The organism is Streptomyces sp. NPDC005402, assembly GCF_040606575.1.
GTDB lineage: Bacteria > Actinomycetota > Actinomycetes > Streptomycetales > Streptomycetaceae > Streptomyces.
The window spans coordinates 215,914-242,588 of sequence record NZ_JBEXFB010000001.1 but is presented as its reverse complement, the minus strand read 5'-3'; the positions used below and the strand labels follow the sequence as shown (position 1 = coordinate 242,588).

Genomic DNA, 26,675 nt, shown 5'->3' with positions numbered 1-26,675 from the left:
ATCGATGAGAGCGTGGCATGGTCATCCATCCGGTGGACAGCAGCGTGGACAGACTTCGTCAACCTGCCCCGGAGCCGGCGGCCGGCCCGAAACAAGGAGCGACAACCATGCGGTACCGCACACTCGGCAGCTCGGACCTGAACGTCTCGGAGATCTCGCTCGGATCCTGGCTCACCTACTCCGGCGGCGTCGAGGCGGACGCGACCCGCGCCTGCACCGAGGCGGCGTTCGACGCGGGCATCAACTTCTTCGACACCGCCAACGCCTACGGCCAGGGCGCCGCCGAGACGGCCTGGGGCGAGATCCTGTCCGCGCACCCCCGCGACTCCTACATCCTGGCCACCAAGGTCTACTTCCCGATGTCGGACGACCCGGCGGACCAGGGTCTGTCCCCCGCGCACATCGCCCAGCAGATCGACGCCTCCCTCACCCGCCTCCGGACCGACCACGTCGACCTGTACCAGGCGCACCGCTTCGACTCCACCGTGCCGATCGAGGACACCGTCGAGGCGTTCCAGAAGGTCGTCGAGCAGGGCAAGGCCCGCTACATCGGGTTCAGCGAGTGGACCCCCGAACAGATCCAGGCGGCGATCGACCTCGCAGGACCCGAACTGTTCGTCTCCTCCCAGCCGCAGTACTCCATGCTGTGGCAGGCCCCCGAGGCCGAGGTGTTCGGCCTGTGCGCCGCCAACGGCATCTCCCAGATCGTGTGGTCGCCGCTGGCCCAGGGCGTGCTCACCGGCAAGTACAAGCCGGGGCAGCCCGTGCCGGAAGGCAGCCGGTTCGCCTCCGCCGACATGGCGGTCTCCCAGGACCTCGTCTACAGCGAGGCCATCCTCGAAGCGGTCCAGCGCCTGGTCCCGATCGCCGAGGAGGCCGGGATGAGCATGCCCACTCTGGCGCTCGCCTGGGTCCTGCGCCGCGGCGAGGTCGCCTCCGCGATCACCGGCGCCTCCCGCCCCGACCAGGTCCACGCCAATGCCGCCGCCTCCGGCGTGGAACTGCCCGACGACCTCCTCACGGCCGTCGACCAGGCCCTCGGCGACGTCCCCGTCACCGAACCCACCCTCGCCCCCGGCGCCCGGGCCGGCATCAAGCACCGCTGAACCCGTACGGCCGGCCGCCCTGGTGGGCCCGTCGGGAGGCACCCGGTGAGACGCCGGTGAACGGGTTCCCGGCCTACTCCTCCCAGGCGGCGGTGGCGATCTGTCGTTCCCGCCACTGCCGCACACCGGAGCCGTTCGGCTCCCAGCGGTGGCAGAACTCCCTCAGCGCCTCGCAACGGGCGAGCATGGCGGCCTTCCGGGCCGGCCAAGCGGGCACCTCGCCGCCGTAGGCCCGGAAGAAGTGCGGAAGCGCCCCGCGCTGGGCGGGGTGGTGCATCCGTACGATCCACTCGCACCAGGCCAGGTCCTCCACCGGGTCCCCGAGGTGGGCGAACTCCCAGTCGACGACCGCTGTGACGGTGCGGGCGGCGCAATCCAGCAGCACGTTGTGGGGCCCGAAGTCGCCGTGCACGAGCACCTTTCCGCCCTCGTGCGCCCAAGCCGCGGGCAGGTTCGGCTCGGTGTCGTGCAGGCGGCGCAGCAACTCTCCGCAGCTCACCAGGACCGGTACGGCTCGGCCCGAGTCGAGGAGTTCCTGGCCGGGCGTGCCCCGCACAAAGCCGAGGGTGAGGCTCGCACCGTCCGCCGCCAGCAGCGGTGGCACGGGCAACCGGCCCCGGAGCCGGGTGAGCAGCACGCGTTCGCGTTGGAGCCGGAGTCCGGCATCGGGCCCCTCGTACGTCTTCGTCACGACGGCACCGTCGCTCAGGGTGCGGTTGGTGTAACCATGCTTCAACGGGCGCATCCGCAGATCATCCCGAACCGCTCCGAGTGCCGGCAGGCGTACGGCGGGTTCGGTGCGAAGAAGTGGTGGAGAGAGGTCGCCGCGGCCTACCCCAGCCCCGCCTCCGCCGTCGCCCGCACGCAGGCCGCGACGACGCCGCAGGGAACGACGCGCGGGAAGGGCGGGCGGGTGGCGCCCGCGAGGTGCGGGGCGAGGGTGCGGACCACCAAAGTCCTCGGCCCGCACCCGGGGTGAGACCTACGCGGACATCGCCCCCGCGCCATGCGCGAGAGCCCGTCAAGTCCTAATGCACGCTCCTGCGGGCGTCGCGCGATTGACGCACCCGCGCGCCCTGCCTACCGTCGCCCCAACACGTCTGAACAGGCAGGTCGACGATGACAGACACCTCGGGATCCCCCGACAACAGACCCACCGCCCGGCAGCTCCAGGTGGAGACGCACGGGCTGGACGTGATCGGCGACGCCGAACGCAGGGGCACCCCCCGGACCCTGTTCTGGCCGTGGTTCGGCGCCAACGTGTCCATCCTCGGCCTGAGTTACGGCTCCTTCGCGCTGGGCTTCGGAATCTCCTTCTGGCAGGCGCTGGTGGCCGGCGTGCTCGGGATCGTCTTCTCGTTCCTGCTGTGCGGGTTCGTCGCGGTCGCCGGAAAGCGGGGCTCCGCGCCGACGATGGTGCTCAGCCGGGCCGCCTACGGGGTGCGCGGCAACCGCCTCCCGTCGCTGGTCTCCTGGGTGCTGACCGTCGGCTGGGAGACCGTGCTGTGCGCCCTCGCCACCCTGGCCACGGCGACCGTCTTCGGACGGCTCGGCTGGGGCGGCGGCACGGGGACCCAGGTGATCGCCCTGGTCGTGGTCGCGGGGCTCACCGTCGTCGGCGGCGTGATGGGCTTCGACCTCATCATGCGGCTCCAGACCGTGATCACCGTGGTGACGGGCGTACTGACCGTGGTCTACGTCGCGCTGGTCGCCGACCACATCCACTGGAGCGCCGTCAGTGCCCTCCCGGCGGGCTCCGCCCAGGAGTTCATCGGCGCGCTGGTCTTCATGATGACCGGCTTCGGCCTCGGCTGGGTCAACGCCGCCGCCGACTACTCCCGCTATCTGCCCCGGACGTCGTCGAGCCGGGGCGTGGTCGGCTGGACCACCTTCGGCGCCTCCGTGGCCCCGCTGCTCCTGCTGGTCTTCGGACTGCTGCTGGCCGGATCGTCCACCACCCTGAACACGGCCGTCGCCGCCGACCCGATCGGCGCGCTCACCACCCTTCTGCCCACCTGGTTCCTCGTGCCGTTCGCCGTCGTCGCCGTCCTCGGCCTGGTCGGCGGCGCGGTCCTCGACATCTACTCCTCGGGCCTCGCCCTGCTCTCGGCGGGTCTCACCATCCCGCGCCCGCTGGCGGCGCTCGTCGACGGCGTCCTGATGATCGCGGGCTCCGTCTACATCGTGTTCTTCGCCGACGACTTCCTCGGCCAGTTCATGGGGTTCCTCACCACCCTCGGCGTCCCCATCGCCGCCTGGTGCGGCATCATGCTCGCCGACCTCCTGCTGCGCCGCCGCGACTACGACGAGGCCGACCTCTACCGCCCGAGCGGCCGCTACGGCGACGCACCGCCCACCCCGCTGATCCTGACGGTCCTCGCCACCGCCCTCGGCTGGGGCCTGGTCACCAACTCGGCCGCGAGCTGGCTGGACTGGCAGGGCTATCTCCTCGATCCGTTCGGCCTCGGCGGCAAGTCCGGCGCCTGGGCGTACGCCAACCTCGGCGTGCTCGCCGCGCTCGCCCTCGGCTTCCTCGGCACCCTGGCCCTCGGCCGCCGATGGGTCCGCGCACAGGAGGGCGTCGTATGACGACAGGGTTGCTCACCGTCATCGACATGCAGCGCGTCTTCGCCGAGCCCGACAGCCCCTGGGCCGCACCGCGTTACGCCGAGGCCGCGGCAGGCGTACGACGCCTCCTGCCGGCATTCGCCGACCGGGTCACCTTCACCCGCTTCGTCGCCCCCGCCACGCCCACCGGCGCCTGGCGGGCCTACTACAGGCAGTGGCCCTTCGCCCTCCAGCCGCCGGACGCCCCGCTGTGGCGCCTCACCGACGACTTCGCCGACCGGGCACCAAACATCATGGACGCACCCACCTTCGGCAAGTGGACCCCCGAACTCGCCGCCAGCGTCGGCCCCGAGGGCCGCCTGGTCCTGGCCGGTGTCAGCACCGACTGCTGTGTTCTGTCCACAGCCCTCGCCGCCGCCGACGCGGGTGTCGAGACCCTGGTGGTGTCCGACGCCTGCGCCGGGGCCGACGACGCCTCGCACGCCAGGGCGCTGGACGCGATGGAGCTGTACGGTCCGCTGATCCGGGTCGTCACCGTGGACCAACTGATGGGAACCTGACGGCACTTGGCGATATCCGGTCGGTACCGGGCGGCGCCCGGCCGTGTTGAATCGCTCGTAGCGCATCACGGACGGCCCCACCCGCCAGGAGGCAACGTGACAGCCGTACCCGAACCCGGCCTCACCGAGCGGGAGATCATCGAGCGGGCCGTGGCCCTCAGGCCCGCCCTGCTCACCCGCCAGGCGGAGACCGAAAGGCTCACGCACTACCCCGAGGACACCCACGACGACTTCCTGAGGGCCGGTTTCTACCGGATCCTCCAGCCGCGCCGCTACGGCGGCCACGAGTTCGGACTGCCCGTCTTCTACCGCGTGGTCGTCGAGATCGCCCGCGGCTGCCCCTCCACCGGCTGGGCCCTGTGCCTGACCGCCGCCCATGTGCTCCAGGCCTGCACGGTCTTCGACGAGAAGGCCCAGGACGAACTCTTCGGCACCGACGGCGACTTCCGGGCCGCCTCCACCGTCGCGCCGGTCGGCACGGCCCAGCCCGACGGCCCCGACCACGTCGTCCTCGACGGCACCTGGCCCTACTCCTCGGGCGCCCCCTACTCCACCCACTACCTCGGCCAGACCCTGCGCGCGGGCGACCCGCCCGGCCCGCCCGTGCTGTTCGTCGCCCCGCGCGCGGTGTGGACGGTCCTCGACGACTGGCGCGGCACCCTCGGCCTGCGCGGCACCGGATCCAACAGCGTTCGCATGGAGCAGGCCCGCATCCCCGCGTACTTCACGTGCGAGACGAGCCTGCTGGACCTGCCCGTACAGGGCGGCAGCGTCGGCTCCGAACTGCACGGCAACCCGATGTACGCGGGCCGCGCGCCCAGCTTCTTCCACGGCGAGCTGGCCGCCGTCATGATCGGCACCGCGTACGCCGCCGCCGACGAGTACGCCCGGATCGTCGCCGCCCGCCCCCTGCTCATGGAACCCGACCGCACCCGCGCCGACCTGCACGACTACCAGCGCCACCTCGGCGAGGCCCTCGGCGTGATCCACCTGGCCGAGGCGGCCCTCAGGCAGAGTGCCGAGGACTGGATGGAGGCCTGCCGCCGCAACGTGAGCGGCGAGGCACCCTTCACGACCGCCGAGGACAACCGGCTCGCCCTGACGTTCCTCAACGCCGGGCGGATGGCCTGGGACGTCCTCCAGGGCATCCTGTTCCGCACGGTCGGCTCCCGGCACGCGCGCGACGGCGAACGGATGCAGCGCTACTTCCGGGACGCGGCCACGTACTGGACCCATGTGGGACCCGGCATGTACGAGCCTCTCGTGCGGCGGGTCGGGTGCGACACCCTCGGTCTGCCCTCCGAGCACATCGCGCTGATTCCCTGACGTCCCCCACGCATGCTCTCGGCACGCTCGGGTACGCGACCAGCACCGCGCCCTCGGGCGATCATGTCCGCGGGCGGGCCGCACGACCGCCGCTACCAGGGGATCTGCCATGGACACACCCGCCAACGACCACAACGCCACACCGGCTCAGCGGGCGCTGGACGCGCTGACGCAGAACACCGAGGACGCGACGGCGCTGGACACGCTCGCGACCAGTGAGGTGCTCATTCCGGTGCCCGACGACGCCGCGGACGAGGACACGACCGTGGCACTGCCGGTGCTGGAGCAGCAGGACGGCGCTCCCGTGGTGCCCGTGTTCACCTCGGAGACGGAGATGGCCGAACTGCTTCCGTTCGTCTCCCGCTACCGTCTGGTGCCGCTCGGCGCGCTCGCCGCGCAGTGGCCCGACGGCGAACTCTCGCTCTCGATCGACGCCAGCTCCACGCACCCGCTGACGCTCACGTCCGAGGGCGTGCGCACGCTGCTGGCGCGGCCGTAGGGCCGACCGCAGGCCGACCCCGCACAGTGGGGCCCGGCCACCACATGCGACGGAGGGGGAGCGGCCGGGCCCGCAGAGGGGCGCGACCTGCTCCCGCTGCCGCACCCTGGTTCTCGCAGGCGACAACAGGGATGAGCGGCGCCGACCCTGCTCATTCCCGACGCGCTCTGCGATCGCCGTGACCCGACCATAGGACCGATCCGGAAGGCCATCGCTCCGGAACGCGTGGCGCATGTCCGCAAAGCGCGGCGGATCGGCGGGCGTGCGGGCTCACACGGCGCGCAGTGTCTGCGAGGGGGACACCCCGAAGCGCTCCCGGTATCGCCGCGCGAACCGGCCCAGATGGACGAATCCCCAGAACCCGCTGATCCGCCGCTGCGACGTGTGCGGCAGGCCCGAGTTCGGCCACCCACGGGACGCGCACGACTTCGCCCCCTACGCCCTGGCGACGGGCCTTGGTGACCGAGCGCGTCAGGCAGTCGATCAGCCGGCGCGGAGCTCGGGAGTCGTCTCGCCGACGTCGGCGACCTGGCAGAGGTCGGGGATGCTCACTTCTGTCATGCGCAGAGTCCAGCAGGGCCCACACGAGGCTCCGGATGAGGCGCGCCACGGGTCACCGACCCGCCTGTGCAAGCGGTGCCCCTAGTCGTCCAGCATCTTCGCCAGCACCTCGCGCTGGAGCGGCAGTACCTCGGAGTGCAGGGCGCGGCCCTTGCGGGTGAGGGACACCCAGACACCCCGGCGGTCCTCCACGCACATGGACCGCTCCACCAGACCGTCCTTCTCCAGGCGGCCGATCAGGCGGGACAGCGCGCTCTGGCTCAGGTGCACCCGGCCGGCGAGGTTCTGCACCCGGCACTGGTCGCCCTCCCGGGGCGACTCGGTGGCGAGGATGTCGAGCACCTCGAAATCACTCGCGCCCAGCCCGTGCGGATGCAGCACGCGGTCGATCTCGCACATGGTGCGCGCGTGCACCGACAGGATGTCCCGCCACCGCTCCTCGAGGCCGGTCCCGACCGTGTTCACCGCCATACATGCACGGTAACACCGATCCGGCCATTGTTGCCTGTACAACTAGTGCGTATGCAAGTAAGTCTCAGGCCTGCGGATCCTGCGTGATCCCCACCAGGTTGCCGTCCGCGTCCTTGACGAAGGCGATCAGCTTGCCGCCGCCGACGTCCTGGACGTCCTGCAACGTCTCCGCCCCGGCCGCGACCAGCGCCTCGAGCGTGGCGCGGATGTCGTCGACGTGCCAGTAGGGCACCGGACCGGTCATCCCCCTGGCGTGCCCGTTCGGGTCGAGGCCGACGTCCTGCCCCGCGTCCTTGAAGCCGACGTAGTACGGCTCGTCCGCATACGGCTCCACGCCCAGCAGTGCGCTGAACAGGGCCTTCGCCGCGGCCAGGTCCTTGACGGGGTAGATGATCGTCTTGAGGCCGGCAGTCATGGTGCGCTCCTTCGCGTGTGTCCCGACGGTCCGTGTCGGTGGTTTCACGCTAGGCCGGGGGAGGGGAGCGCGCTTCTCCGATCCTGATCGGTCACCCCATCGGCCCGAACCGAGGCACAGCGCCACCGCGCCGACAGCGGTGTTCCCGAACCCACCCGTCAGGACCGGGACACGCTGGACATCGACTACGCCTGTCACCGACCCGTCCGAGGCCCGCTCAGGTCGACTCGCGCCGCACCAGCTCCGTGGGCAGGATGACCGCCGCCGGATCCTCGCCACCCAGCTGGGCCAGCAGCACCCGCACCATCTCGGCGCTGATGCGGTCGTAGGGCTGGCGGATCGTGGTGAGGGCGGGGGACGCCTCCGTCGCCGCGATGGAGTCGTCGAAACCGCCCACGGCCACGTCCTCCGGGATCCGGCGGCCCGCCCCGCGCAGTGCCGCGAGCGCGCCGAGGGCCATGAGGTCGGAGGCGACGAACACGGCGTCCAGGTCCGGGGCCTGGGCCAGCAGCCGTTCGGCGCCCGCCTCCCCGCCGGCCCGGCTGTAGTCGCCGGAGACGACGAGCCGCTCGTCGATCTCGACCCCCGCCTCCGTCAGCACCTCCTTGTAGCCGGCGAGCCGGTCGACACCGCCGGGCGAGTCCAGCGGGCCGGTGACGATGCCGATCCGGCGGCGGCCCAGCGACAGCAGGTGGCGCACCATGTCACGGGCGCCGTCGCGGTCGTCCGCGGCCACGTAACTCACCTTCGAGCCGGACCTCATGGGCTTGCCGCACTGCACGACCGGCACGCCCGCCTTGTGCAGTTCCTCGGCCACCGGGTCGGCGGAGTGGCTGGTCACCAGGAGGACGCCGTCGAGGTGGCCCGCCGTGATGAACCGCTTGATCCGGCGCCGTTCGTCCTCGGTCCCCGCCAGCATCAGCAGCAGCGGGATGTCGTGCGCGGCCAGCGCCTGGGTGCAGCCGCGCAGCAGCACGTTGAAGTTGGGGTCCTCGAAGAACCGCTCCTGGGGCTCCGTGAGCAGGAAGCCGACCGAGTCGGAGCGGCCGGTGATCAGTGAGCGGGCGTGCCGGTTGACGACGTACCCCGTCTTGCGGATGGCGGCGTTGACGGCCTCCAGGGCGGGAGGGCTGACGTAGTGTCCGCCGTTGAGCACACGCGAGACGGTGCCCCGCGAGACCCCGGCCTCGCGGGCCACGTCGTGGATCGTCGGCGGTCTGCGCCGGCCCCCCGCATTGTTCATGGTCAAGACTCTAAGGCCCTGGAGGGCGGGGAGGGGCGCCCGTGCGGAGGGACGGCATCGACGGGATGCGAACGGGCTGGGATCGTGCACAGAAAAGTCTCCCGTAAGGCACTTGGCAAGGGTCACCTCTGTACGGTTATCTTGGGCCGCACACCTCAGGAGCCGTGTGTGCACGTTCCCAACGAATCGAAACGGGAGAGACCCATGCCGGAGACCACCCCCAGGGGCCTCACCAGGCTCGCCTTCGGCGGGGACTACAACCCGGAGCAGTGGCCCGAGAGCGTCTGGGACGAGGACGTCCGGCTGATGCGCGAGGCCGGGGTCACCATGGTCAGCGTGGGGATCTTCTCCTGGGCGCTCCTGGAGCCGGAACCGGGCGTGTACGACTTCGGCTGGCTGGACCGGATCCTCGGCCTGCTGCACGAGAACGGCGTCCGCGTCGACCTCGGCACGCCCACCGTCGTCCCGCCCGCCTGGTTCTACCGCGCCCACCCCGACGCACTGCCCACGACGGCCGACGGCACCCGGCTCGCGTTCGGTTCCCGCGGTGCCATCTGCCACAGCAACGGCGACTACCGGGCTGCCGCCGCGCACATCACCACCCGGCTCGCCGAGCGCTACGCCGACCACCCGGCCCTTGCGATGTGGCACGTGCACAACGAGTACGGCGTCCCCGTCTCCGCCTGCTACTGCGACTCCTGCGCCGCCCACTTCCGCGGCTGGCTGCAGACGACGTACGGCGGTGTCGAGGGCGTCAACGAGGCCTGGGGCACCGCCTTCTGGGGCCAGCACTACACGAGCCTGGAGCAGATCGACCCGCCGCGCACCGCCGCCACCGTCGGCAACCCCGGCCAGGCGCTGGACTACAAGCGGTTCGCCGACGCGACCCTGCGCGAGAACTTCGTCATGGAGCGGGACATCCTGCACCGGCTCTCTCCGGGCGTCCCGGTCACCACCAACTTCATGACCGCGCTCAGCCAGTGCGACTCCGTCGACTACTGGGCCTGGGGCCGTGAGGTGGACATCGTCACCAACGACCACTACCTCATCACCGACGGCCGCCGCACTCACGTGAACCTCGCGATGGCCGCCGACCTCACCCGCTCGGTCGCGGGCGGGTCCCCCTGGATCCTGCTCGAACACTCCACCTCCGGTATCAACTGGCAGCCCCGCAACCCCGCCAAGGCCCCCGGCCAGATGGCCCGCAACTCCCTCGCGCACGTGGCCCGCGGCTCCGAGGGCGCCATGTTCTTCCAGTGGCGCCAGTCCCGGCGCGGCGCCGAGAAGTTCCACTCGTCGATGGTCCCGCACGGCGGCACCGACACGCGCGTGTGGCGCGAGGTCGTCGAACTGGGCGCCTGCCTGGACTCGTTGAGCGCGATCCGCGGCACCCGCACGCGGGCCGATGTGGCCGTCCTGTGGGACTGGCACTCCTGGTGGGCACAGAACCTCGACTGGCGCCCCAGCGTGGACCACGACGCGCGTGAGCGCGCCGACGCCTTCTACGAGGCCCTCTACGACCGCCACCTCACGGTCGACTTCGCCCACCCGGAAGCCGACTTGTCGGCTTATCCCCTTGTCGTCGTCCCCGCCCTTTACCTGATGACGGAGGCCGCGGGGAACAACCTCAAGGAGTACGTCGAGAACGGCGGCACCCTCGTCGTGTCGTACTTCTCCGGCATCGTCGACGAACACGACGCCGTCCACCCGGGCCCGCACCCGGGCGCCCTCCGGGACGTCCTCGGTCTGACCGTCGAGGAGTTCTCACCGCTGCTGCCGGACCAGCTGGTCCGCGTCACCGGCCCCGACGGCTCCGAGCTCACCGGCGACGTGTGGACCGAGTTCGTGGTGCCGCGCGGCGCCGAGACCGTGTGGACGTACGCCGACGGCCTGGCCGCAGGCCACCCGGCCGTCACCCGGCACCGGCTCGGCGAGGGCACCGCCTGGTACGTCTCCACACGCCTGGCCGCCCAGGGCCTCGACGCGCTGCTCGGCTGGGCCGCCGAGGACGCCCGGCTCCCTTCGCGCGCCGACCTGCCCCACGACGTCGAGGTGGTCCGGCGCGACGGAGAGTCCGGTTCCTACGTCTTCGTGGTCAACCACACCGCGTCGGAGGCGAAGGTGCCCCTGGACGCGGCGGGCACCGAACTGCTGACCGGCGAACGTGCCTCGGGTCGCCTCGCCGTCCCGGCGGGCGCCGTCCGGGTCGTCCGCCTCGACGGCTGAACCGACTCCCCTCCGCCCGCGAGACCACGAGCCGCGGGCGGAGGGGACCTCACCCCGAGGGACCGCAAGCCCGCGGACGGCCCCGGATCCCGGGCCCGGATCGGCGTCGCGGTCCGTTTCGGCCCGGGTCCAGGACCGGCCTCGCGGCCCGGATCGACCCCGGGTCCAGAATCGGTCCCACGGCCCGGATCGGCCTCGCGGCCCGGATCGGTTCCGGGCAGGATCGGTCCCGCGGCCCGAATCGGCCTCGCGGCCCGGATCGGTTCCGGCCCGGATCGGTCCCGCCGCCCGGATCGGTCCCGGGTCAGGACCGGCCCCGGGTCAGGACCGACCCGGGTTCAGGACCGGCTTCGCGGCTCGGATCGGGCCCGGGTCAGGACCGACCCGGGTCCAGGACCGGCCTCGCGGCTCGGATCGGTCCCGCCGCCCGGAACCGGCCCCGGGTCCAGGCCTCAAACCCCGCACCAGGCCCAAACCCCTTCGGGCCAGCTGTGCCCCCCTCCGGAGGCGCCGGCGTTTTCCCTCCCCGATCGCCATGCGTGCCAACAGCCCTCCGTTCCAAAGGAGTTCCATCTCGGACAAGCTCGGCGACTCCGGGACAGGGCGGCTCCGACTGCGGGACAGTGGACACACGCAGAAGGAGGGGCGGAGGGGACGAGATGCTGAGGACTCCGGCCAACCAGAGGCGCCTGGACATCCTGGAGTGGCTGAAGGACCCGGCCGCGCACTTCCCGTCGCAGCGGCACGGCGACCCGGTCAAGGACGGCGTCACCGCCGACGCGGTCGCGGGCAAGCTCGGGGTGCCCCGCTCGGTCGCGGAGACCCACCTCGGCCTCCTCGTGAACATCGGTCTGCTGCGCACCAAGAGAATCCGGTGGCGCACGTACTACCGTCGCGACGAGATGCGCATCGCCGAGGTGGCGCGCATGTTCGAGAAGGGCTGGTAGCGACCCGTACCGGAAGGGCATCCGATGGACCGTCCCACCACGCTGACTCCCCGCCACTACGTCGCGATCGGCGGCCGCGGCCCCGAGGACGTCGTCGCCGACGACCGCGGCCGGGTTCTCACCGGAGTGGAGGACGGCCGCATCCTGCGCATCGACGGACTGACACAGCCGCTCGCCGCCCGCGTCGAGGTGCTCGCCGAGACCGGCGGCAGGCCGCTGGGCCTCGAACTCCTCCCGGACGGCGCCCTGTTGGTGTGCGACGCCGAACGCGGACTGCTGGGAATCGACCTCGCCTCCGGCACCGTGCGCGTGGTCGCCGACGAGGTCGAGGGGGAGAGGCTGCGGTTCACCAGCAACGTGGTCGCGCTGTCCGACGGCAGCGTGTACTTCACCGTCTCCAGCCGCCGTTACCCCCTTGAGCAGTGGATCGGCGACATCGTCGAACACACCGGCACCGGCCGCCTGTTGCGCCTGGTGCCCGGCGACGACGCCCCTGAAGTCCTCCTGGAAGGGCTGCAGTTCGCCAACGGCCTGGCCGCGAGCGGAGACGAGTCCTTCCTGGTGGTCGCCGAGACCGGGGCCCGCCGGCTCACCCGCTACTGGCTCGACGGACCGCGGGCCGGACGCGCCGAACCCCTCGCCGAGAACCTCCCCGGCATGCCCGACAACATCTGGCGCGGCGGACCCGACGGCCCGATCTGGGTCTCCCTCGCCGGGCCCCGCGTACCCCCGCTCGACCTGCTGCACCGCGCCGCCCCGCCCGTCCGCCGGGCCGCCGCCCGTGTCGCCGTACACGCCCCCTACCGCCCCACGGGCGGCATCGGTGTCCTCGCGGTGGACGACATGGGCGAGATCCTCCACCACCTCGCCCGCAGCCGCTCCCGCTTCCGCATGGTCACCAGCGTCTGCGAGGCCTCCGGCCACCTGGTCCTGGGCAGCCTCTGGGAGCGCGGCATCGCGCTGTGCGAGCCGCCCGCCGCGAAGTGACCCCGGCGACGCCCCCGAGTTACCCTGGTCCCCGGTCGCGATCACCCTCGCGGCACGGCGGTGGGGCCCGCCGTACCCGAACCGCGGCGAAGGCGCCGCCAACGGTCCCTACTTGCGATCGAGCGCGCCCGCAGGCCGGGCCCCGGCGAGTAGGAGAGACACGACCATGACAGCCCCGCAGAGCGTGCGCGCCCCCGCCGGACCCCCACGCCAGTCCGTCTGGCAGGGCCAGGCACCGGTGGTCGCGGTGGTCGCGCTCGGCGGGGCCCTGGGCGCCACGGCCCGGTACGCCCTCTCCCTCCACTGGCCCACCCCGCCCGGCGGCTTCCCCTGGGCGACCTTCTGGACCAACGTCGTCGGCTGTGCCGTCATCGGCGTGTTCATGGTCGTCATCACCGACGTGTGGGCCGCCCACCGCCTGGTCCGCCCCTTCTTCGGCACCGGCGTCCTCGGCGGCTTCACCACCTTCTCGACCTACGCCGTCGACATCCAGAAACTCGTCGACCACGGCCGGCCCGCCACGGGCCTGGCCTATCTCGCCGCGACCCTGTTCGCGGCCCTCACGGCGGTCTGGCTCGCGTCCACGGCGGCCCGCCGCGTCCTGAAGTGGAGGCAGCCATGACGAGGCTGACCGGCAACGCCCTGCGCCTGACCGTCTACATCGGTGAGAACGACACCTGGCACCACAAGCCCCTCTACTCCGAGATCGTGCACCGCGCCCACGCCTCAGGGCTCGCCGGGGCCAGCGTCTTCCGCGGCATCGAGGGCTTCGGCGCCTCCTCCCTGATCCACACCTCCCGGCTGCTGTCCCTCAGCGAGGACCTGCCCGTGGCCGTCGTGATCGTCGACACCGAGACGCGCGTACGGGAGTTCCTGCCGCAGCTCGACGAACTCGTCACCGAGGGACTGGTGACCCTCGACGACTGCGAGGTCATCCGGTACGTCGGCCGCGACGGGAACCAGGACATAGCGGACAGGAAGGGTAAGAAGTCGTTGTGAACTGGCTGCTGGTCGTCATGGGGGCCGTGGTCGGCGCCCCGCTGCGCTATCTCACCGACCGCGCGGTCCAGTCACGGCACGACTCGGTCTTCCCCTGGGGGACCTTCGCCGTCAATGTCACGGGCTGTCTGATCCTCGGCCTGCTCACCGGCGCCGTGGCCGCGGGCGCGGCCGGATCCCACCTCCAGCTCCTCCTGGGCACCGGCCTGTGCGGGGCCCTGACGACGTACTCGACCTTCTCCTACGAGACCCTCCGGCTCACCGAGACCGGGGCACGCTTGTACGCCATGGCCAACACGGTCGCGAGTGTGGTGGCCGGTCTCGGGGCGGCCTTCGTGGGCGTGGCGCTGGCGCAGGCCGTGTGGGCGTAGCCGCAGGGGCCTGAGCCGTGGGGCGCACCCTTGTCCGCGTGTAGTAAGACTGTGCCCTCCGCACCTGCCCTCCCCTGAGAAGAACTGGATCCCATGAGCGTCATCAGCGTCGGTCAGGCCGTCGTCCTCGGAGCCGTCGAGGGGGTGACCGAGTTCCTGCCCGTCTCCTCCACCGGACATCTGAAGATCGTCGAGGGACTGATGCACATCCCCGTCGACGACGACGCCGTCGTCGGGTTCTCGGCCGTCATCCAGGTCGGCGCGATCGCCGCCGTGCTCGTGTACTTCTTCAAGGACATCGTGCGGATCGTCTCCGCGTGGGGGAGGGGGCTCGTCAACAAGGAGGAGCGGTACCACCACGACTACAAGTTCGCGTGGTGGGTGATTGCCGCGACCATCCCGATCGTCATCGTCGGCCTCGCCGCCAAGCCGCTCATCGAGGGACCGCTCGCCTCCCTGTGGGTGGTCGCGGGCTCCCTGATCGCCGGCAGCGGTGTGATGTGGGCGGCGGACCAGATGGGCCGGCACAAGCGCGGTGAGGACGACACCTCGTTCAAGGACGCGATGCTGGTCGGCAGCTCACAGATCCTCGCGCTGCTCTTCCCCGGCTTCTCCCGCTCCGGCGCGACCATGTCCACGGCCCTGATCCTGGACCTCGACCGTGTGGCCGCCACCCGCCTCTCCTTCTTCCTCGGCATCCCCGCCCTCACCGGCGCCGGCATCTACGAGCTCAAGGACGCCCTCGGCGCGGGCGTGGGCGCGGCCCCGCTCGCCGTCGGCACGGGCGTCTCCTTCGTCGTCGCCTACGGCTCCATCGCCTGGCTGCTGAAGTTCGTGGCCAAGCACTCCTTCAACGCGTTCGTCGTCTACCGGATCGTGGTCGGCCTGCTGCTGTTCGGCCTCCTGGCCACGGGGACGCTGGACAGCTGACGGCGACGGGGGGTGCGGCTGACGTCCACGGGGGGGCGAGGCCGCCGGCGGCGGGGACCTGGGGCGGCTGACCGCCGCGGGGGGCCGGGCCGCCGGGCGGCGGCGACGGTGGCGTGGGGCCGCCGACGTTCCGGGCGGGTATGAGGTCCCTGACGGCGACGGAGGTGCCAGGCGACCGACCGCCACTGGGATGTGGGCCCGCTGACGTCCATGGGGTGAGCTCGCTGACCGACCAGGGGTGCGCGTGCCGGCAGCGGCGGCGGTGTGGGGCCACTGACGGCCACGGTTTCGCCCGCAGGGTGCGCGCGCCGGCAGGCGCGGGCGGTGTAGGTGGCGGCGGTGCGCGCGCTGACGTCCACGACGGTGTGGGCCCGTTGACCCGTCACGCGGGTGCGAACCTGCCGACCGCCCCAGGGGCGCTGAGTGGGCTCTCGCAGTCCCCGCCCCCTGCCCTCGCCCCCGTGCCCCTGGCTCCTGTGCCCGCCCCTGCCCGCCCCCGCGCCCCGCCCTCCGTGTCCCCGCCCGCACCCCCACCCCCTTGACAGCACCCTCCCGCCCCCCGGAGTATCACTTCTGTGAACCTGTCAGACAGCCGGACAGCCAGTCAGCCTCCGCGACGTATCAGCGCCATGGAGGCGGTGCTGGCGCACCTGCGGGGTGCCATCGAGCGCGGGGAGTACGCCATCGGCGACAAGCTCCCCTCCGAGGCGGAGCTCTGCCGCACCCTGGAGATCAGCCGCCCCGTCCTGCGCGAGGCTCTCAGGGCTCTGCAGACCATGGGGCTGACCGTCTCCAAGACCGGCAAGGGCACCTTCGTCGTGGCCAACGCGGTGGAGGACCCCACCTTCGGTGACTACGCGGCCAGCGACCTGCTGGAGGTCCGCCGCCACGTCGAGATCCCGGTCGCCGGTTACGCGGCACGGCGCCGTACCCCGGAGAACCTCGACCACCTGGCCCACCTCCTGGACCGGATGGAACGGGAGACCGACACCACGGCGTGGGTCGCGATGGACACCCTCTTCCACCTCGCCGTGGCCGAGGCCGCCCAGAACCCGGTCTTCCGCCGGGTCATCGAGGAGATCCGGGACGCACTGGCGCGTCAGTCGGCCTTCCTCAACGAGCTGGGCGGCCGCCGGGAGCAGTCCAACCGGGAGCACCGCGCGATCGTCGAGGCGCTGATCGACGGTTCCGAGCACGACGCGGTGGAGGCCATGTCCCACCATCTCGACCGCGTCGAGACCACCCTCACCGACATCGTGCGTTCCCCGCGCACGGGCAGTTCCACGGAAGGCGGATCAGAGGCGTGAGCGAGCAGTCCCTGCACGACGGCGTGCAGAAACGTTCCGGCCATGTCGACGCCGGAGACGAGGGCTACAGCAAGTCCCTCAAGTCACGGCACGTCAACATGATCGCCATCGGCGGCGCGATCGGCACCGGCCTCTTCCTCGGCGCCGGCGGCCGCCTCGCCGACGCCGGCCCCTCGCTGTTCATCGCCTACGCGGTCTGCGGTGTCTTCGCCTTCCTCGTCGTCCGCGCCCTCGGCGAACTCGTCCTGTACCGGCCTTCCTCCGGCGCCTTCGTGTCGTACGCCCGGGAGTTCCTCGGCGAGAAGGGTGCCTACGTCGCCGGCTGGATGTACTTCCTCAACTGGGCCACCACCGGCATCGCCGACATCACCGCCGTCGCGCTCTACACCCACTACTGGGGCATGTTCTCCGACATCCCGCAGTGGGTGATCGCCCTCGTCGCGCTAGCGGTCGTCCTGACCGTCAACCTCATCTCGGTGCGGATGTTCGGCGAGCTGGAGTTCTGGTTCGCCATCATCAAGGTGGGCGCGCTCGTGGCGTTCATGCTGATCGGCGTCTTCCTGCTGGCCACCCAGCACCCCATCGACGGCCACCACCCCGGCCCGTCCCTGATCACCGGCAACGGCGGCGTCTTCCCCAACGGCCTGCTGCCCATGCTGCTGATCATCCAGGGTGTCGTCTTCGCCTACGCCTCCGTCGAACTGGTCGGCGTCGCCGCGGGCGAGACCGAGAACCCCGAGAAGATCATGCCCAAGGCGATCAACTCGATCATGTGGCGGGTCGGTGTCTTCTACGTCGGCTCCGTCCTCCTGCTGTCGATGCTGCTGCCCTGGAACAAGTACACGGGCGGCGAGAGCCCCTTCGTGACCGTCCTGTCCCACATCGGCATCCCGGCGGCCGGCGGCGTCATGAACCTCGTCGTCCTCACCGCGGCCATGTCCTCGCTCAACTCCGGCCTGTACTCCACCGGCCGCATCCTGCGCTCCATGGCCATGTCCGGCTCCGCGCCGAAGTTCACCGGCGTGATGAGCCGCAGCCAGGTCCCCTACGGCGGCATCCTGCTCACCAGCGGTATGTGCGTCCTCGGTGTCGGCCTCAACTACGTCGTCCCCGCCGACGCGTTCGAGATCGTGCTGAACTTCGCCGCCATCGGCATCCTCGCCACCTGGGGCATGATCATGGTCTGTCACCTGCTCTTCTGGCAGAAGACCGAGAAGGGCGACCTGACCCGCCCCGGTTACCGACTGCCGGGCTCCCCCTGGACCGAACTGGTGACGCTGGCCTTCCTCGCCTCCGTCCTGGTCCTCATGTACGCCGACGGCGGCGCCGGCCGCACCACCGTGCTGTGCCTCCCGCTGATCGTCGGTGCCCTGGTCGCCGGATGGTTCGCCATTCGGGGCCGTATCGCTCGCATGCCGGGCGAGACCTCATCCACCAGCGCCGACGTGTGACCCGCGTGGCGCTCCTCCCGAAGCAGGAAGTGATGTACAGCAGTTCCGTCGCGGCCGCACCCCTGATCCGCGAGCCCCTCCACGCACCCGTCGCCCACCTGATACGCGGCGGGGTCGTGGAGGGCATCCACTACGGTTCCGTCGTCGTCCTCGGCCCCGACGGACAGGTCGCATTCCAGCTCGGCGACATCGAGGCCGCGTTCTATCCGCGCTCCGCGATCAAGCCGGTCCAGGCCGTCGCCATGGTCCGGGCCGGGCTGCCGCTGGACGGCGAGCTGCTCTCCCTCGCGGCGGCGAGTCACTCCGGCGAAGAGCGGCATCTCGAAGGAACCCGGCGGATCCTGGAGCTGGCCGGCATCTCCGAGGACGCTCTGCGCAACGTTCCCGACATGCCGTTCGACCCGGCCGTTCGGGACGCGTGGATCCGGGAGGGGCGTGCGCCCTCGCGGCTCGCCCAGAACTGCTCCGGCAAGCACGCGGCGATGCTGTACACGTGCGTGCTGAACGACTGGCCCCTCGAGGGGTACCTGAACCCGTCGCATCCGCTGCAACAGGCGATCGCCGAGATCATCGAGGACCTCACGGGGCAGCGGATCGCCCAGGTGACCGTCGACGGGTGCGGTGCACCGCTGTTCTCCGTCTCGCTGCACGGGCTGGCCCGGGCCGCCGCCCGGATCACCTCGGCGGTTCCCGGGACGCCCGAAGCGCGGGTCGCCGACGCGATGCGGGACCACGCCGAGATGGCGTCCGGCGCGGGGCGTGATGTGGCCGCGTTGATGCGGGCCGTGCCGGGGCTGCTGGCCAAGGACGGCTTCGAGGGGGTTCAGGTCGCGGCCCTTCCGGACGGTCGGGCCATTGCCGTGAAGATCTCCGACGGGGCGAATCGGGCGCGGGTGCCGGTCGCCGCGGCGGCGCTCGCCCGTGCCGGGGTCTCGCCGGATCTGCTCACGGCGTTCCAGGGCGAGGCGCTCCTCGGGGGTGGCCTTGAGGTCGGGCGGGTGCGGCCTGTTCGTTCGCTGGAGCCCGTTGCCGTGTCTGCGTGCGCCTAAGAGCTCGGGCGGACCACGTCGTTTTGCGAATGGGGGCCCGTTGCGGCCGGTCGCGCCCGCGCGGCGGAGCCGCACATCGACACCGCCCCGCGCCCCTGAAAGCAATCACCTGAGCCCCAATTGGAAGAAGGGCCGTACCCTCATGACCGCCGCCGTCAGTCGCCGTGAGCACGATCTGCTGGGGGATCGGGATGTTCCCGCCGATGTCTACTGGGGTGTTCACACCCTGCGGGCCACGGAGAACTTCCCCATCACCGGCACCCCGATCTCCGCGTACCCCCACCTGATCGACGCCCTTGCCGCCGTCAAGGAGGCCGCCGCTCTCGCCAACGAGGAGCTGGGGCTGCTGGAGCCGAGGAAGGCCGCCGCGATCGTCGAGGCCTGCCGGGAGATCCGGGAGGGCAAGCTGCACGACCAGTTCGTGGTCGACGTGATCCAGGGCGGGGCCGGTACCTCCACCAACATGAACGCCAACGAGGTCATCGCCAACCGGGCGTTGGAGCTGCTGGGGCACGACAAGGGGCAGTACTCGTTCCTGCACCCCAACGAGGACGTCAACCTGGGGCAGTCGACCAACGACGTCTACCCGACCGCCGTCAAGGTGGCGACGGTGTTCGCGGTGCATGGACTGCTCAAGGCGATGGCGGTGCTCCAGGACGCGTTCGCGCGGAAGTCCGTCGAGTTCCATGACGTGCTCAAGATGGGCCGTACACAGTTGCAGGACGCGGTGCCCATGACGCTCGGTCAGGAGTTCTCGGCCTATGCCGTCATGATGGACGAGGATCGCAGCCGTCTTGACGAGGCCGTCAAGTTGATCCATGAGATCAACCTGGGTGCCACGGCCATCGGGACCGGGCTCAACGCCCCCGCCGGCTATGCCGAGTCGGCCCGGCGGCACCTCGCCGAGATCACCGGACTCCCGCTGGTCACGGCGGCCAACCTGGTCGAGGCGACCCAGGACTGCGGCGCGTTCGTCCAGATGTCCGGCGTGCTCAAGCGGATCGCCGTCAAGCTCAGCAAGAGCTGCAACGACCTGCGCCTGCTGTCGTCCGGGCCGCGTGCCGGCCTCGGCGAGATCAACCTGCCGCCCGTACAGGCCGGTTCGTCGATCATGCCCGGCAAGGTCAACCCGGTGATCCCCGAGGTCGTCAACCAGGTCGCCTTCGAGGTGATCGGCAACGACGTCACCATCACCATGGCCGCGGAGGCCGGACAACTCCAGCTGAACGCGTTCGAGCCGATCATCCTGCACTCCCTCTCGGAGTCGATCACCCATCTGCGTGCCGCCTGCCTGACCCTCGCCGAGCGCTGTGTGGACGGCATCACCGCCAACACCGAGGCACTGCGCCGGACGGTGGAGAACTCCATCGGCCTGGTCACCGCCCTCAACCCGCACATCGGGTACACGGCCGCCACCGACATCGCCAAGGAGGCCCTCGTCAGTGGCCGGGGAGTGGCGGAACTCGTTCTCGAGAAAGGTCTGCTGCCGGCCGAGCGCCTGGCGGACCTCCTGCGTCCGGAGGTACTCGCCGGCAGCGGCACGGCACGGGCGATCTGACGAGCGGCCTCCTCGGGTCGGTGCGACATCGGGGTGCCGCGCCGACACGAGGCCTCGTCACACCCAGGGCCGAACCCGCCGCCGTCCACCGTGGAACCGGTGTGGTTGCCGTAGGAGACGTTCCTCTCCAGCGTCATCCACGACGAGTCGTACGTCCAGATGCCCTCGGGACCCTCGACGGCGTCCGGCGAGGACGAACTCCCGTTGTCGTGGCTGACGGACCGCTCCACCGTGCCACGGTGGACACTGCCGAGGACGATGCCGCTGCCGGTGTTGCGGCCGGACGCCAGGGGGTCTCCGACATTCCGGTACGCCGTCACCCTCGACACCGTCACCGCGTCGTGCGCGTAGGCGGGCGGGTTCGCGGAGAAGGGCGGACCGTCCGCCACGAGACCGGCGTCCTGGTTGTCGTGCAGTGCGCAGTCACTGATCACCACGTCGCGGAATCCGGATGCCTCGGTGCCGCCGTGCAGCCGGAGGCCATTACGGAAGCCCGACACCTCGACATCCGCGACGCGGACATACGGCAGCTTCCGGTTGCCGGGCAGGTCATTGACGAAGGCGATGCCCTCGTGCGATCTGTAGGACGCGGCGTCGCCGACGAGGTTCAGGTCACGGACGACGACTCCGCTCGTGTTGTGCACCTCGATGGCGCGCGTGCCGCGGGCCGTGATCGTCGCGCGACCCACTCCATAGGATTCGATCACGACAGGCTTGCGGGCGTTACCGGCGTCACCCTGACCGATGCTCAGGCTGCCCGGAAAACGTGCCCCCGCCTTCAGCCGCAGCCGGTCGCCCGGCTTGAACCGCAGGGCATCGGCGCGCAGGAGTGTGCGCCAGGCGGTCTGCGGTGTCCGACCGTCGTCGCCGTCGTCTCCCTGAGGACTGAGATAGAACGTTCGTCCGTCCTTGGGGTTCTCCAGCAGGGGTACATACGGGGTGGGCGCGCTGCACCCGGCCAGCAGCAACGCGGTCGCGCACAGGCCGGCCGCGGTACCGCGCCGCAGCGGACCGGCGACCGCGCCGGCGCTCTTGTGGTGGGCCGAGCGCCGCAAGCCGGTGGCTGCGTCGCATTGTTTCCGCTGGCGCAACATCGCTCCTGTCTGCTCGATGGCCGAGCGGACCCCGATTCATGGAGACCGCGGACTCACCCTGACGTGCGAGGCCGGGATCGGCGGGCCAGCACGCGGAGTTCGGCTCAAGACATGCCTGATTGGCCTCCTGCCGGTACCGCTGCCGCACACGGGACCGGGCTCCTGGGGGCGCAGATCCGACGGAGACCTGGAGACGCTCCCGAGACAGGCGTGCGGCATGATGACGCTCATGTCCTCGCAGTTCCAACCGGTCCTGGAGCGCATCGCCGCCGAGATCGAACGGACCCCCGGCCGCGGCCGCGCCGCCGACTACATCCCGGCGCTCGCCGCCTGTGACCCGCGCAGCTTCGGCATGGCCGTCGCGGAGCTGGACGGCACGGTGTACGGCGTCGGGGACTGGCGCGAGCCGTTCTCGACGCAGTCCATCACCAAGGTCTTCACCCTCGCGCTCGACCTGGCCCGCGAGGGCGACGAACTCTGGGAGCACGTGGGCCGCGAGCCCTCCGGCAACCCCTTCAACTCCCTGGTGCAGCTGGAGTACGAGAACGGCATCCCACGCAACCCGTTCATCAACGCGGGCGCCCTCGTCGTCACCGACCGCCTCCACAGCCGTACCGGAGACGCGGCGGGCGAACTGCTGTCGTTCCTGCGCGAGGAGAGCGGCAACCCGGCCCTGGACTTCGACGAGGAGGTGGCCGCCTCCGAGTTCGCGCACGGCGACCGCAACGCCGCCCTGGCCCACTTCATGGCCGCGTACGGCAACATCGACAACGACATCCCGGTTTTGCTCGACCAGTACTTCCGCCAGTGCTCGATCCGGGCGTCCTGCGCCGACCTGGCTCTCGCCACCGGGTTCCTGGCCCGTCACGGCATCCGCGCCGACGACAGCCGCCTGCTCAGCCTCAGCCAGGCCAAACAGATCAACGCGATCATGCTGACCTGCGGCACGTACGACGCGGCGGGCGACTTCGCCTACCGGGTGGGCCTGCCCGGCAAGAGCGGGGTGGGCGGCGGGATCATCGCGGTGGTGCCGGGCCGCTGCACGCTGTGCGTCTGGAGTCCGGGCCTGGACGAGCGGGGCAACTCGGTGGCGGGGGTGGCGGCCCTGGACAGGTTCACGACGCTGACGGGTGTCTCCGTGTTCTGAGGCGGGGTGAGCGCATCCCCCGTCCCGAACCCGACTACGCACCGGTCACACCCCCGTCGCCACCTCGTCGCCTTCCAGCCACCCACGGCTGACACGCTGCCGACGTGCCGGCCGCCAACGTCCCCGTCGATCTCCGCCGCTGCCAGATCCTCGGTCTGGTCGGCACCGCCTTCCTCGCCGCGGGTGGTGAGACCGCGGGAGCCCTCCCCGTCCGCGAACTCCTCACCCCGGGCTCGCCCCAGGCCGCACTGGGCCTGGTCGGCGCCTACTTCGGTGTCGTCCTGCTGATCGCGGCCTGGCTCCTCCTCGGCCGCCTGGTGCGCAGCCCCGACCAGCGGCCCGGCACAAGGGAGCTCATGGCCGTGCTCGTCGTCTGGTCGGCCCCGCTGCTGCTCGCCCCGCCCCTGTTCAGCCGCGACGTCTACAGCTACCTCGCCCAAGGCGCCATGGCCGACGCCCACATGGACGTCTACGCCCACGGCCCCGCCCTGCTCGGCGGCACCCTCGCGGACGAGGTCGCCCCCATGTGGCGCGACACCGGGGCCCCGTACGGCCCCGTGTTCCTCGGCGTGGCCTCCGCCCTCGCGAAGGCGTCCCGCGGAGAACTCCCCGCCGGTCTGCTCGGGATGCGGCTCGTCGCCCTGCTCGGTGTGGCCCTCATGGCGGCCGCCCTGCCCCGCCTCGCCCGGCACAGCGGCGCCGACCCGGCCGCCGCGCTCTGGCTCGGCGCCCTCAACCCGCTCGTGCTGCTCCACCTGGTCGCGGGCGCCCACAACGACGCGGTCATGCTGGGTCTGCTCGGCCTAGGCCTGGTCGCCGCCCTGGGCCGGTGGCCGATCCTGGGCGCCGTACTCGTGACACTCGCCGCCCTGGTCAAGGCTCCCGCCGCCCTCGGACTCGCCGCGATCGTCGTGCTGCGCGTCCGGGCCGGCGACCGTCCGGCGAGGGCCGTCCTGACGGCCGCTGCCTCGGCCACCGCCACCACCCTCGCCGCGACGACCGTCACGGGCACCGGCTACGGCTGGATCGGCGCCCTCAACACCCCTGTGTCGTCCGGGAACTGGGCCCTCACCAGTCTCCTCGGCCGTGCCACCGGAGCCCTGCTGGAACGGCTCGGCAGCGACCTGGCCCCGCTGGCCGTTCCGGTCTGGCACGCCCTCGGCATCGTGACCGCCGTCGCCGTCATCGGCCGCATATGGCTGCGCCTGCGCCCGCGACCCGTCTACGCCCTCGGCCTGAGCCTGGCCACCGTCGCCGCCCTGGGCCCGGCGATCCGCCCCTGGTACGCCCTGTGGGGACTGTTCCTCATAGCGGCCGCCGCGCCCAGCGCGTCGGTACGGCACCGGGTGGCCGCCGTGACAGGTGTACTCGCACTCGCCACCCTCCCGAGCGGTGGCCCGGCCGACGCCGGGCAACTCGCCCTTGCCGTCTCCGGTGGCGTGCTCGCCCTGGTCGTGCTGGTCCAGGCCCACCAGACGGCCGGGCCCCCGGCGACGGGACGGACGGCATGAGGGCCCCGACCACGGATCGCGGCCGACTGCTGCTGGTCCTCACCGCCGTCACCGCCGTCACCGTCTTCACGGCGACCGTGCCGCTCCTGCGCGACTGGTTCGACCTGCGCGTCTACCACGGAGCCGTCGACACCTGGGTCCACCACGGCGGACGGCTCTACGACTACCGGGTGCCGGGGACGACGTACGGCTTCACCTACCCGCCGTTCGCCGCCGTCGCCATGCTCCCGATGGCCCTGCTCGACCTGCGCACCGCGATCGCGGTCGGCCTGCTGCTCAACCTGGTGGCGCTGGCCGTGGTCGTGCGGCTGCTCACCGGCCGGGACTGGCGGCGCTACGGCTGGTACGGCCGCGTCCTGGGCGCCTGCGCGCTCGCCCTGTTCGAACCGCTGCGCGACACCTTCAGCTTCGGCCAGGTCAACCTTCTGCTGCTGGCGCTCGTCCTCGTCGACGGGTGGCTGCTCGCCACGGGCCGGGAGCGCTGGGCCGGTGCCGGGATCGGGCTGGCCGCCGCGGTGAAGCTCACGCCGGCCCTCTTCATCGGCCTGCTCCTGATCGCGGGACGGCGGCGCGCTGCGGCGGTCGCCACGGTCGTGGCCGTGGCGGCGACGGGGTTCGCGGCCGTGGTGGCGCCGGACGCCTCGCGTTTCTACTGGACCGACGCGATGTGGGACACGACCAGGGTGGGCCGGCTGGACTACGTCTCCAACCAGTCGCTGCAGGGCGTCCTGGCCCGGCTCGGCGAACCGGACCGCGCGGTCTGGGCGGTGGCCGCGCTGCTGGCCCTGGGCGTGTGGGCCGTACGGGCCCGGCGGGCCGTTGCGGCCGGGAACTGGGCGGCCGCGTTCGCGCTGACCGGGTTGGCCGCCTGTCTCGTCAGCCCGATCACCTGGGTGCACCACCTGGTGTGGCTGCTGCCGTCCTTCGCCGTTCTCGTGCGTGCCGGGCACCCGCGGATCGCGGGCGCCCTGTACGCCGTGCTGTGCACCAGCGTGGTCTGGCTGTGGTTCGACGACGCGTCGGGCATTCACGGCTTCCTCGGCGGCAACATCTACACCTGGATCACCCTCGGCCTGCTGCTACGGCTGCCGGTGGGTCAGCGGCGCGCCGAACGTCCGACCCGGGCCCGCAGCGCCACGGTCATGGATCCCGCCCCGAGTCCGGCGGCGCCCAGGATGGCCCACGTCTCCAGCCAGCCCGGCCCGCCGCCCTCCGGGGAGACGGCCGCCGCGACCGGCTCGGCCTCGGGCCCGGGCTGCGGTTTCGCTCGCAGCGCGTCCAGCGAACCCACCGGATCCACCCGCCCGGCCGCGCCGAACCCCCAGTCGAGCAGTGCCCGCGCCTCCTCGTAGACCGCGAAGCCACCGCCCGACTGAGGATTCATCACCGTCACCACAAGCGTGCGGCCGCCCCGACGGGCGGCGGCGACAAGCGTGTTGCCGGCGTGGCTCGTGTAGCCGTTCTTGATCCCGATCAGCCCGGCGTAGGGCTCCACCCCGTCGGCGCCGGTCAGCAGCCGGTTGGTGTTCCGGATGCCATACCACCATCCGCCCCGGTCGGGGAATTTCGCCTCGGCCGTGCCGCAGTACCGTGCGAAGTCCGCGTTGCGCAGCCCCGCCCGGCCGAAGACCGCGAGGTCGTACGCCGAGGAGACCTGGCCGGGGGTGTCGTAGCCGTCGGGGGAGCGGACGTGGGTGTCCCGGGCGCCCAGGGCGCGCGCCTTGGCCTGCATGCGGGCAGCCGTCGTACGCCAGCCGCCGCTGAGCCCGGCCAGGACGTGCACGGCGTCGTTCCCGGAGTTCAGGAAGACACCGCGCCACAGGTCGGCCACCTGGTAGGTCTGGCCCTCGGCGACCCCGACGAGACTGCTTCCGGGTCCGATGCCCGCGAGTTCCTGCTCGCCGACCGTGTGCCTGAGGCCGCCGGGCAGCACCGGCAGGACGGTCAGGGCGAACAGGGTCTTGAGCGTGCTGGCCGGTGGCAGGGGGCGGTGGGCGTCGTGCGCCGCGAGGACCTCCCCGCTGTGGGCGTCGGCCACCACCCACGACAGCGCGGACACGTCCGGGACCGGGGGCACGCCCGGACGCGGCCGGACCTGGATGCCGGAGCGGTACAGCAGGGCGGGCGACGCGGCCGTGGCCGGGGGTCCGCCGGGCGCGCCGGGGTCGGAGCCCGGGCGGGCGGCCGCTGTCGCGGAAGCGAACACCAGCAGGCCCGTCGTGCACAGGGCGCAGACCGAGACGGCCATCCGGGAGGGAAATCCGATTGTCATACCGCAAAGCTAGGAACGGACCGGCCGTACACCGCGCTGCCCGGGCCGACGGCCACGCGCGAGCACCCGGATGCCGC

At 71.6% G+C, this 26,675-nt stretch carries 23 protein-coding genes and 1 pseudogene; 19 read left to right on the top strand and 5 right to left on the bottom strand.

The window, feature by feature from the left end; translation table 11 throughout:
- Positions 1-107: 107 nt before the first annotated feature.
- A complete protein-coding gene (locus ABZT02_RS01155) occupies positions 108-1,106 on the top strand; it encodes an aldo/keto reductase family protein (protein WP_356012939.1) in 999 nt (332 codons plus the stop codon).
- Positions 1,107-1,179: 73 nt separating this feature from the next.
- On the opposite strand, the gene ABZT02_RS01150 is transcribed toward ABZT02_RS01155, so the two are convergent.
- Positions 1,180-1,851, bottom strand: coding sequence for an aminoglycoside phosphotransferase family protein (locus ABZT02_RS01150; RefSeq protein ID WP_356012938.1), 672 nt, complete (start codon positions 1,849-1,851; stop codon positions 1,180-1,182).
- A 374-nt stretch (positions 1,852-2,225) separates the two neighbouring features.
- On the opposite strand from ABZT02_RS01150, the gene ABZT02_RS01145 reads away from it, so the two are divergent.
- The 4 genes from ABZT02_RS01145 (at position 2,226) to ABZT02_RS01130 (ending at position 6,059) form a co-directional block, all read left to right on the top strand.
- A complete protein-coding gene (locus ABZT02_RS01145; protein ID WP_356012936.1) occupies positions 2,226-3,695 on the top strand; it encodes a cytosine permease in 1,470 nt (489 codons plus the stop codon).
- Positions 3,692-4,234: a cysteine hydrolase gene (locus ABZT02_RS01140; RefSeq protein ID WP_356012934.1), complete on the top strand. Its 543-nt coding sequence runs from the start codon at positions 3,692-3,694 to the stop codon at positions 4,232-4,234. The genes ABZT02_RS01145 and ABZT02_RS01140 overlap by 4 nt, the downstream gene beginning before the upstream one ends.
- A 96-nt stretch (positions 4,235-4,330) precedes the next feature.
- Entirely contained in the window at positions 4,331-5,560 is a 1,230-nt protein-coding gene (locus tag ABZT02_RS01135) for an acyl-CoA dehydrogenase family protein (protein WP_356012933.1), read from the top strand.
- Between the two features lie 109 nt (positions 5,561-5,669).
- Positions 5,670-6,059, top strand: coding sequence for an SseB family protein (locus ABZT02_RS01130; RefSeq protein WP_356012931.1), 390 nt, complete (start codon positions 5,670-5,672; stop codon positions 6,057-6,059).
- Between the two features lie 642 nt (positions 6,060-6,701).
- Here the strand turns inward: ABZT02_RS01130 and ABZT02_RS01125 are convergent.
- The 3 genes from ABZT02_RS01125 to ABZT02_RS01115 all read right to left on the bottom strand — a co-directional run bounded on the left by ABZT02_RS01125 (position 6,702) and on the right by ABZT02_RS01115 (position 8,755).
- A complete protein-coding gene (locus tag ABZT02_RS01125) occupies positions 6,702-7,091 on the bottom strand; it encodes a MarR family transcriptional regulator (RefSeq protein ID WP_356012929.1) in 390 nt (129 codons plus the stop codon).
- A 64-nt stretch (positions 7,092-7,155) separates the two neighbouring features.
- The gene (locus ABZT02_RS01120; RefSeq protein WP_356012928.1) at positions 7,156-7,506 is read right to left on the bottom strand and encodes a VOC family protein; all 351 of its coding nucleotides are present in this window, start codon (positions 7,504-7,506) and stop codon (positions 7,156-7,158) included.
- 217 nt (positions 7,507-7,723) lie between these two features.
- Positions 7,724-8,755 (bottom strand): LacI family DNA-binding transcriptional regulator, encoded by a 1,032-nt coding sequence (locus ABZT02_RS01115; RefSeq protein ID WP_356012926.1) that lies wholly within the window; start codon positions 8,753-8,755, stop codon positions 7,724-7,726.
- A 198-nt stretch (positions 8,756-8,953) separates the two neighbouring features.
- Here ABZT02_RS01115 and ABZT02_RS01110 point away from each other — a divergent pair, with 198 nt between their 5' ends.
- The 14 genes from ABZT02_RS01110 to ABZT02_RS01045 all read left to right on the top strand — a co-directional run bounded on the left by ABZT02_RS01110 (position 8,954) and on the right by ABZT02_RS01045 (position 25,678).
- Positions 8,954-10,975, top strand: coding sequence for a beta-galactosidase (locus ABZT02_RS01110; protein WP_356012924.1), 2,022 nt, complete (start codon positions 8,954-8,956; stop codon positions 10,973-10,975).
- Between the two features lie 659 nt (positions 10,976-11,634).
- Positions 11,635-11,922, top strand: a complete 288-nt coding sequence (locus tag ABZT02_RS01105; protein WP_356012922.1) for an ArsR family transcriptional regulator — start codon at positions 11,635-11,637, stop codon at positions 11,920-11,922.
- A 24-nt stretch (positions 11,923-11,946) separates the two neighbouring features.
- Positions 11,947-12,909: an SMP-30/gluconolactonase/LRE family protein gene (locus ABZT02_RS01100; protein ID WP_356012921.1), complete on the top strand. Its 963-nt coding sequence runs from the start codon at positions 11,947-11,949 to the stop codon at positions 12,907-12,909.
- A 166-nt stretch (positions 12,910-13,075) separates the two neighbouring features.
- Positions 13,076-13,531 carry a fluoride efflux transporter CrcB gene (gene crcB, locus ABZT02_RS01095; protein ID WP_356012919.1) on the top strand — a complete coding sequence of 152 codons (456 nt, stop codon included), beginning with the start codon at positions 13,076-13,078 and terminating at the stop codon, positions 13,529-13,531.
- A complete protein-coding gene (locus ABZT02_RS01090; RefSeq protein WP_356012917.1) occupies positions 13,528-13,908 on the top strand; it encodes a DUF190 domain-containing protein in 381 nt (126 codons plus the stop codon). The genes crcB (ABZT02_RS01095) and ABZT02_RS01090 overlap by 4 nt, the downstream gene beginning before the upstream one ends.
- Complete coding sequence (gene crcB, locus ABZT02_RS01085; protein WP_356012916.1) at positions 13,905-14,279, top strand: fluoride efflux transporter CrcB; 375 nt, start codon at positions 13,905-13,907, stop codon at positions 14,277-14,279. The genes ABZT02_RS01090 and crcB (ABZT02_RS01085) overlap by 4 nt, the downstream gene beginning before the upstream one ends.
- A 93-nt stretch (positions 14,280-14,372) precedes the next feature.
- Positions 14,373-15,209, top strand: a complete 837-nt coding sequence (locus ABZT02_RS01080) for an undecaprenyl-diphosphate phosphatase (RefSeq protein ID WP_356012914.1) — start codon at positions 14,373-14,375, stop codon at positions 15,207-15,209.
- Between the two features lie 629 nt (positions 15,210-15,838).
- On the top strand, positions 15,839-16,516 hold the full coding sequence (locus ABZT02_RS01075; protein ID WP_356012912.1) for a FadR/GntR family transcriptional regulator: 678 nt from the start codon (positions 15,839-15,841) through the stop codon (positions 16,514-16,516).
- Positions 16,513-17,967 carry an amino acid permease gene (locus tag ABZT02_RS01070; protein WP_356012910.1) on the top strand — a complete coding sequence of 485 codons (1,455 nt, stop codon included), beginning with the start codon at positions 16,513-16,515 and terminating at the stop codon, positions 17,965-17,967. The genes ABZT02_RS01075 and ABZT02_RS01070 overlap by 4 nt, the downstream gene beginning before the upstream one ends.
- A 32-nt stretch (positions 17,968-17,999) precedes the next feature.
- On the top strand, positions 18,000-19,016 hold the full coding sequence (locus ABZT02_RS01065; protein ID WP_356012908.1) for an asparaginase: 1,017 nt from the start codon (positions 18,000-18,002) through the stop codon (positions 19,014-19,016).
- Positions 19,017-19,158: 142 nt separating this feature from the next.
- Complete coding sequence (gene aspA / locus ABZT02_RS01060; protein ID WP_356012906.1) at positions 19,159-20,574, top strand: aspartate ammonia-lyase; 1,416 nt, start codon at positions 19,159-19,161, stop codon at positions 20,572-20,574.
- Positions 20,575-21,888: 1,314 nt separating this feature from the next.
- A complete protein-coding gene (locus ABZT02_RS01055) occupies positions 21,889-22,815 on the top strand; it encodes a glutaminase (RefSeq protein ID WP_356013656.1) in 927 nt (308 codons plus the stop codon).
- 104 nt (positions 22,816-22,919) lie between these two features.
- On the top strand, positions 22,920-24,326 hold the full coding sequence (gene mptB, locus ABZT02_RS01050; RefSeq protein ID WP_356012905.1) for a polyprenol phosphomannose-dependent alpha 1,6 mannosyltransferase MptB: 1,407 nt from the start codon (positions 22,920-22,922) through the stop codon (positions 24,324-24,326).
- Positions 24,323-25,678, top strand: coding sequence for a glycosyltransferase 87 family protein (locus tag ABZT02_RS01045; protein WP_356012904.1), 1,356 nt, complete (start codon positions 24,323-24,325; stop codon positions 25,676-25,678). The genes mptB and ABZT02_RS01045 overlap by 4 nt, the downstream gene beginning before the upstream one ends.
- 83 nt (positions 25,679-25,761) lie before the next feature.
- Here ABZT02_RS01045 and ABZT02_RS01040 read toward each other — a convergent pair.
- Positions 25,762-26,574, bottom strand: a pseudogene (locus tag ABZT02_RS01040) (serine hydrolase); the annotation flags it as partial.
- Positions 26,575-26,675: the final 101 nt, after the last annotated feature.

What these genes read in the sequence shown, in the direction of transcription:
- ABZT02_RS01065 (WP_356012908.1), top strand. Translation starts at nt 18,000, where the DNA reads ATGTACAGCAGTTCCGTCGCGGCCGCACCCCTGATCCGCGAGCCCCTC.
- ABZT02_RS01155 (WP_356012939.1), top strand. Translation starts at nt 108, where the DNA reads ATGCGGTACCGCACACTCGGCAGCTCGGACCTGAACGTCTCGGAGATC.
- aspA (WP_356012906.1), top strand. Translation starts at nt 19,159, where the DNA reads ATGACCGCCGCCGTCAGTCGCCGTGAGCACGATCTGCTGGGGGATCGG.
- ABZT02_RS01055 (WP_356013656.1), top strand. Translation starts at nt 21,889, where the DNA reads ATGACGCTCATGTCCTCGCAGTTCCAACCGGTCCTGGAGCGCATCGCC.
- ABZT02_RS01075 (WP_356012912.1), top strand. Translation starts at nt 15,839, where the DNA reads ATGGAGGCGGTGCTGGCGCACCTGCGGGGTGCCATCGAGCGCGGGGAG.
- ABZT02_RS01130 (WP_356012931.1), top strand. Translation starts at nt 5,670, where the DNA reads ATGGACACACCCGCCAACGACCACAACGCCACACCGGCTCAGCGGGCG.
- ABZT02_RS01150 (WP_356012938.1), bottom strand. Translation starts at nt 1,851, where the DNA reads ATGCGCCCGTTGAAGCATGGTTACACCAACCGCACCCTGAGCGACGGT.
- ABZT02_RS01125 (WP_356012929.1), bottom strand. Translation starts at nt 7,091, where the DNA reads ATGGCGGTGAACACGGTCGGGACCGGCCTCGAGGAGCGGTGGCGGGAC.
- ABZT02_RS01080 (WP_356012914.1), top strand. Translation starts at nt 14,373, where the DNA reads ATGAGCGTCATCAGCGTCGGTCAGGCCGTCGTCCTCGGAGCCGTCGAG.
- crcB (WP_356012919.1), top strand. Translation starts at nt 13,076, where the DNA reads ATGACAGCCCCGCAGAGCGTGCGCGCCCCCGCCGGACCCCCACGCCAG.
- ABZT02_RS01100 (WP_356012921.1), top strand. Translation starts at nt 11,947, where the DNA reads ATGGACCGTCCCACCACGCTGACTCCCCGCCACTACGTCGCGATCGGC.
- ABZT02_RS01045 (WP_356012904.1), top strand. Translation starts at nt 24,323, where the DNA reads ATGAGGGCCCCGACCACGGATCGCGGCCGACTGCTGCTGGTCCTCACC.
- ABZT02_RS01120 (WP_356012928.1), bottom strand. Translation starts at nt 7,506, where the DNA reads ATGACTGCCGGCCTCAAGACGATCATCTACCCCGTCAAGGACCTGGCC.
- ABZT02_RS01140 (WP_356012934.1), top strand. Translation starts at nt 3,692, where the DNA reads ATGACGACAGGGTTGCTCACCGTCATCGACATGCAGCGCGTCTTCGCC.
- ABZT02_RS01090 (WP_356012917.1), top strand. Translation starts at nt 13,528, where the DNA reads ATGACGAGGCTGACCGGCAACGCCCTGCGCCTGACCGTCTACATCGGT.
- ABZT02_RS01110 (WP_356012924.1), top strand. Translation starts at nt 8,954, where the DNA reads ATGCCGGAGACCACCCCCAGGGGCCTCACCAGGCTCGCCTTCGGCGGG.
- ABZT02_RS01145 (WP_356012936.1), top strand. Translation starts at nt 2,226, where the DNA reads ATGACAGACACCTCGGGATCCCCCGACAACAGACCCACCGCCCGGCAG.
- ABZT02_RS01105 (WP_356012922.1), top strand. Translation starts at nt 11,635, where the DNA reads ATGCTGAGGACTCCGGCCAACCAGAGGCGCCTGGACATCCTGGAGTGG.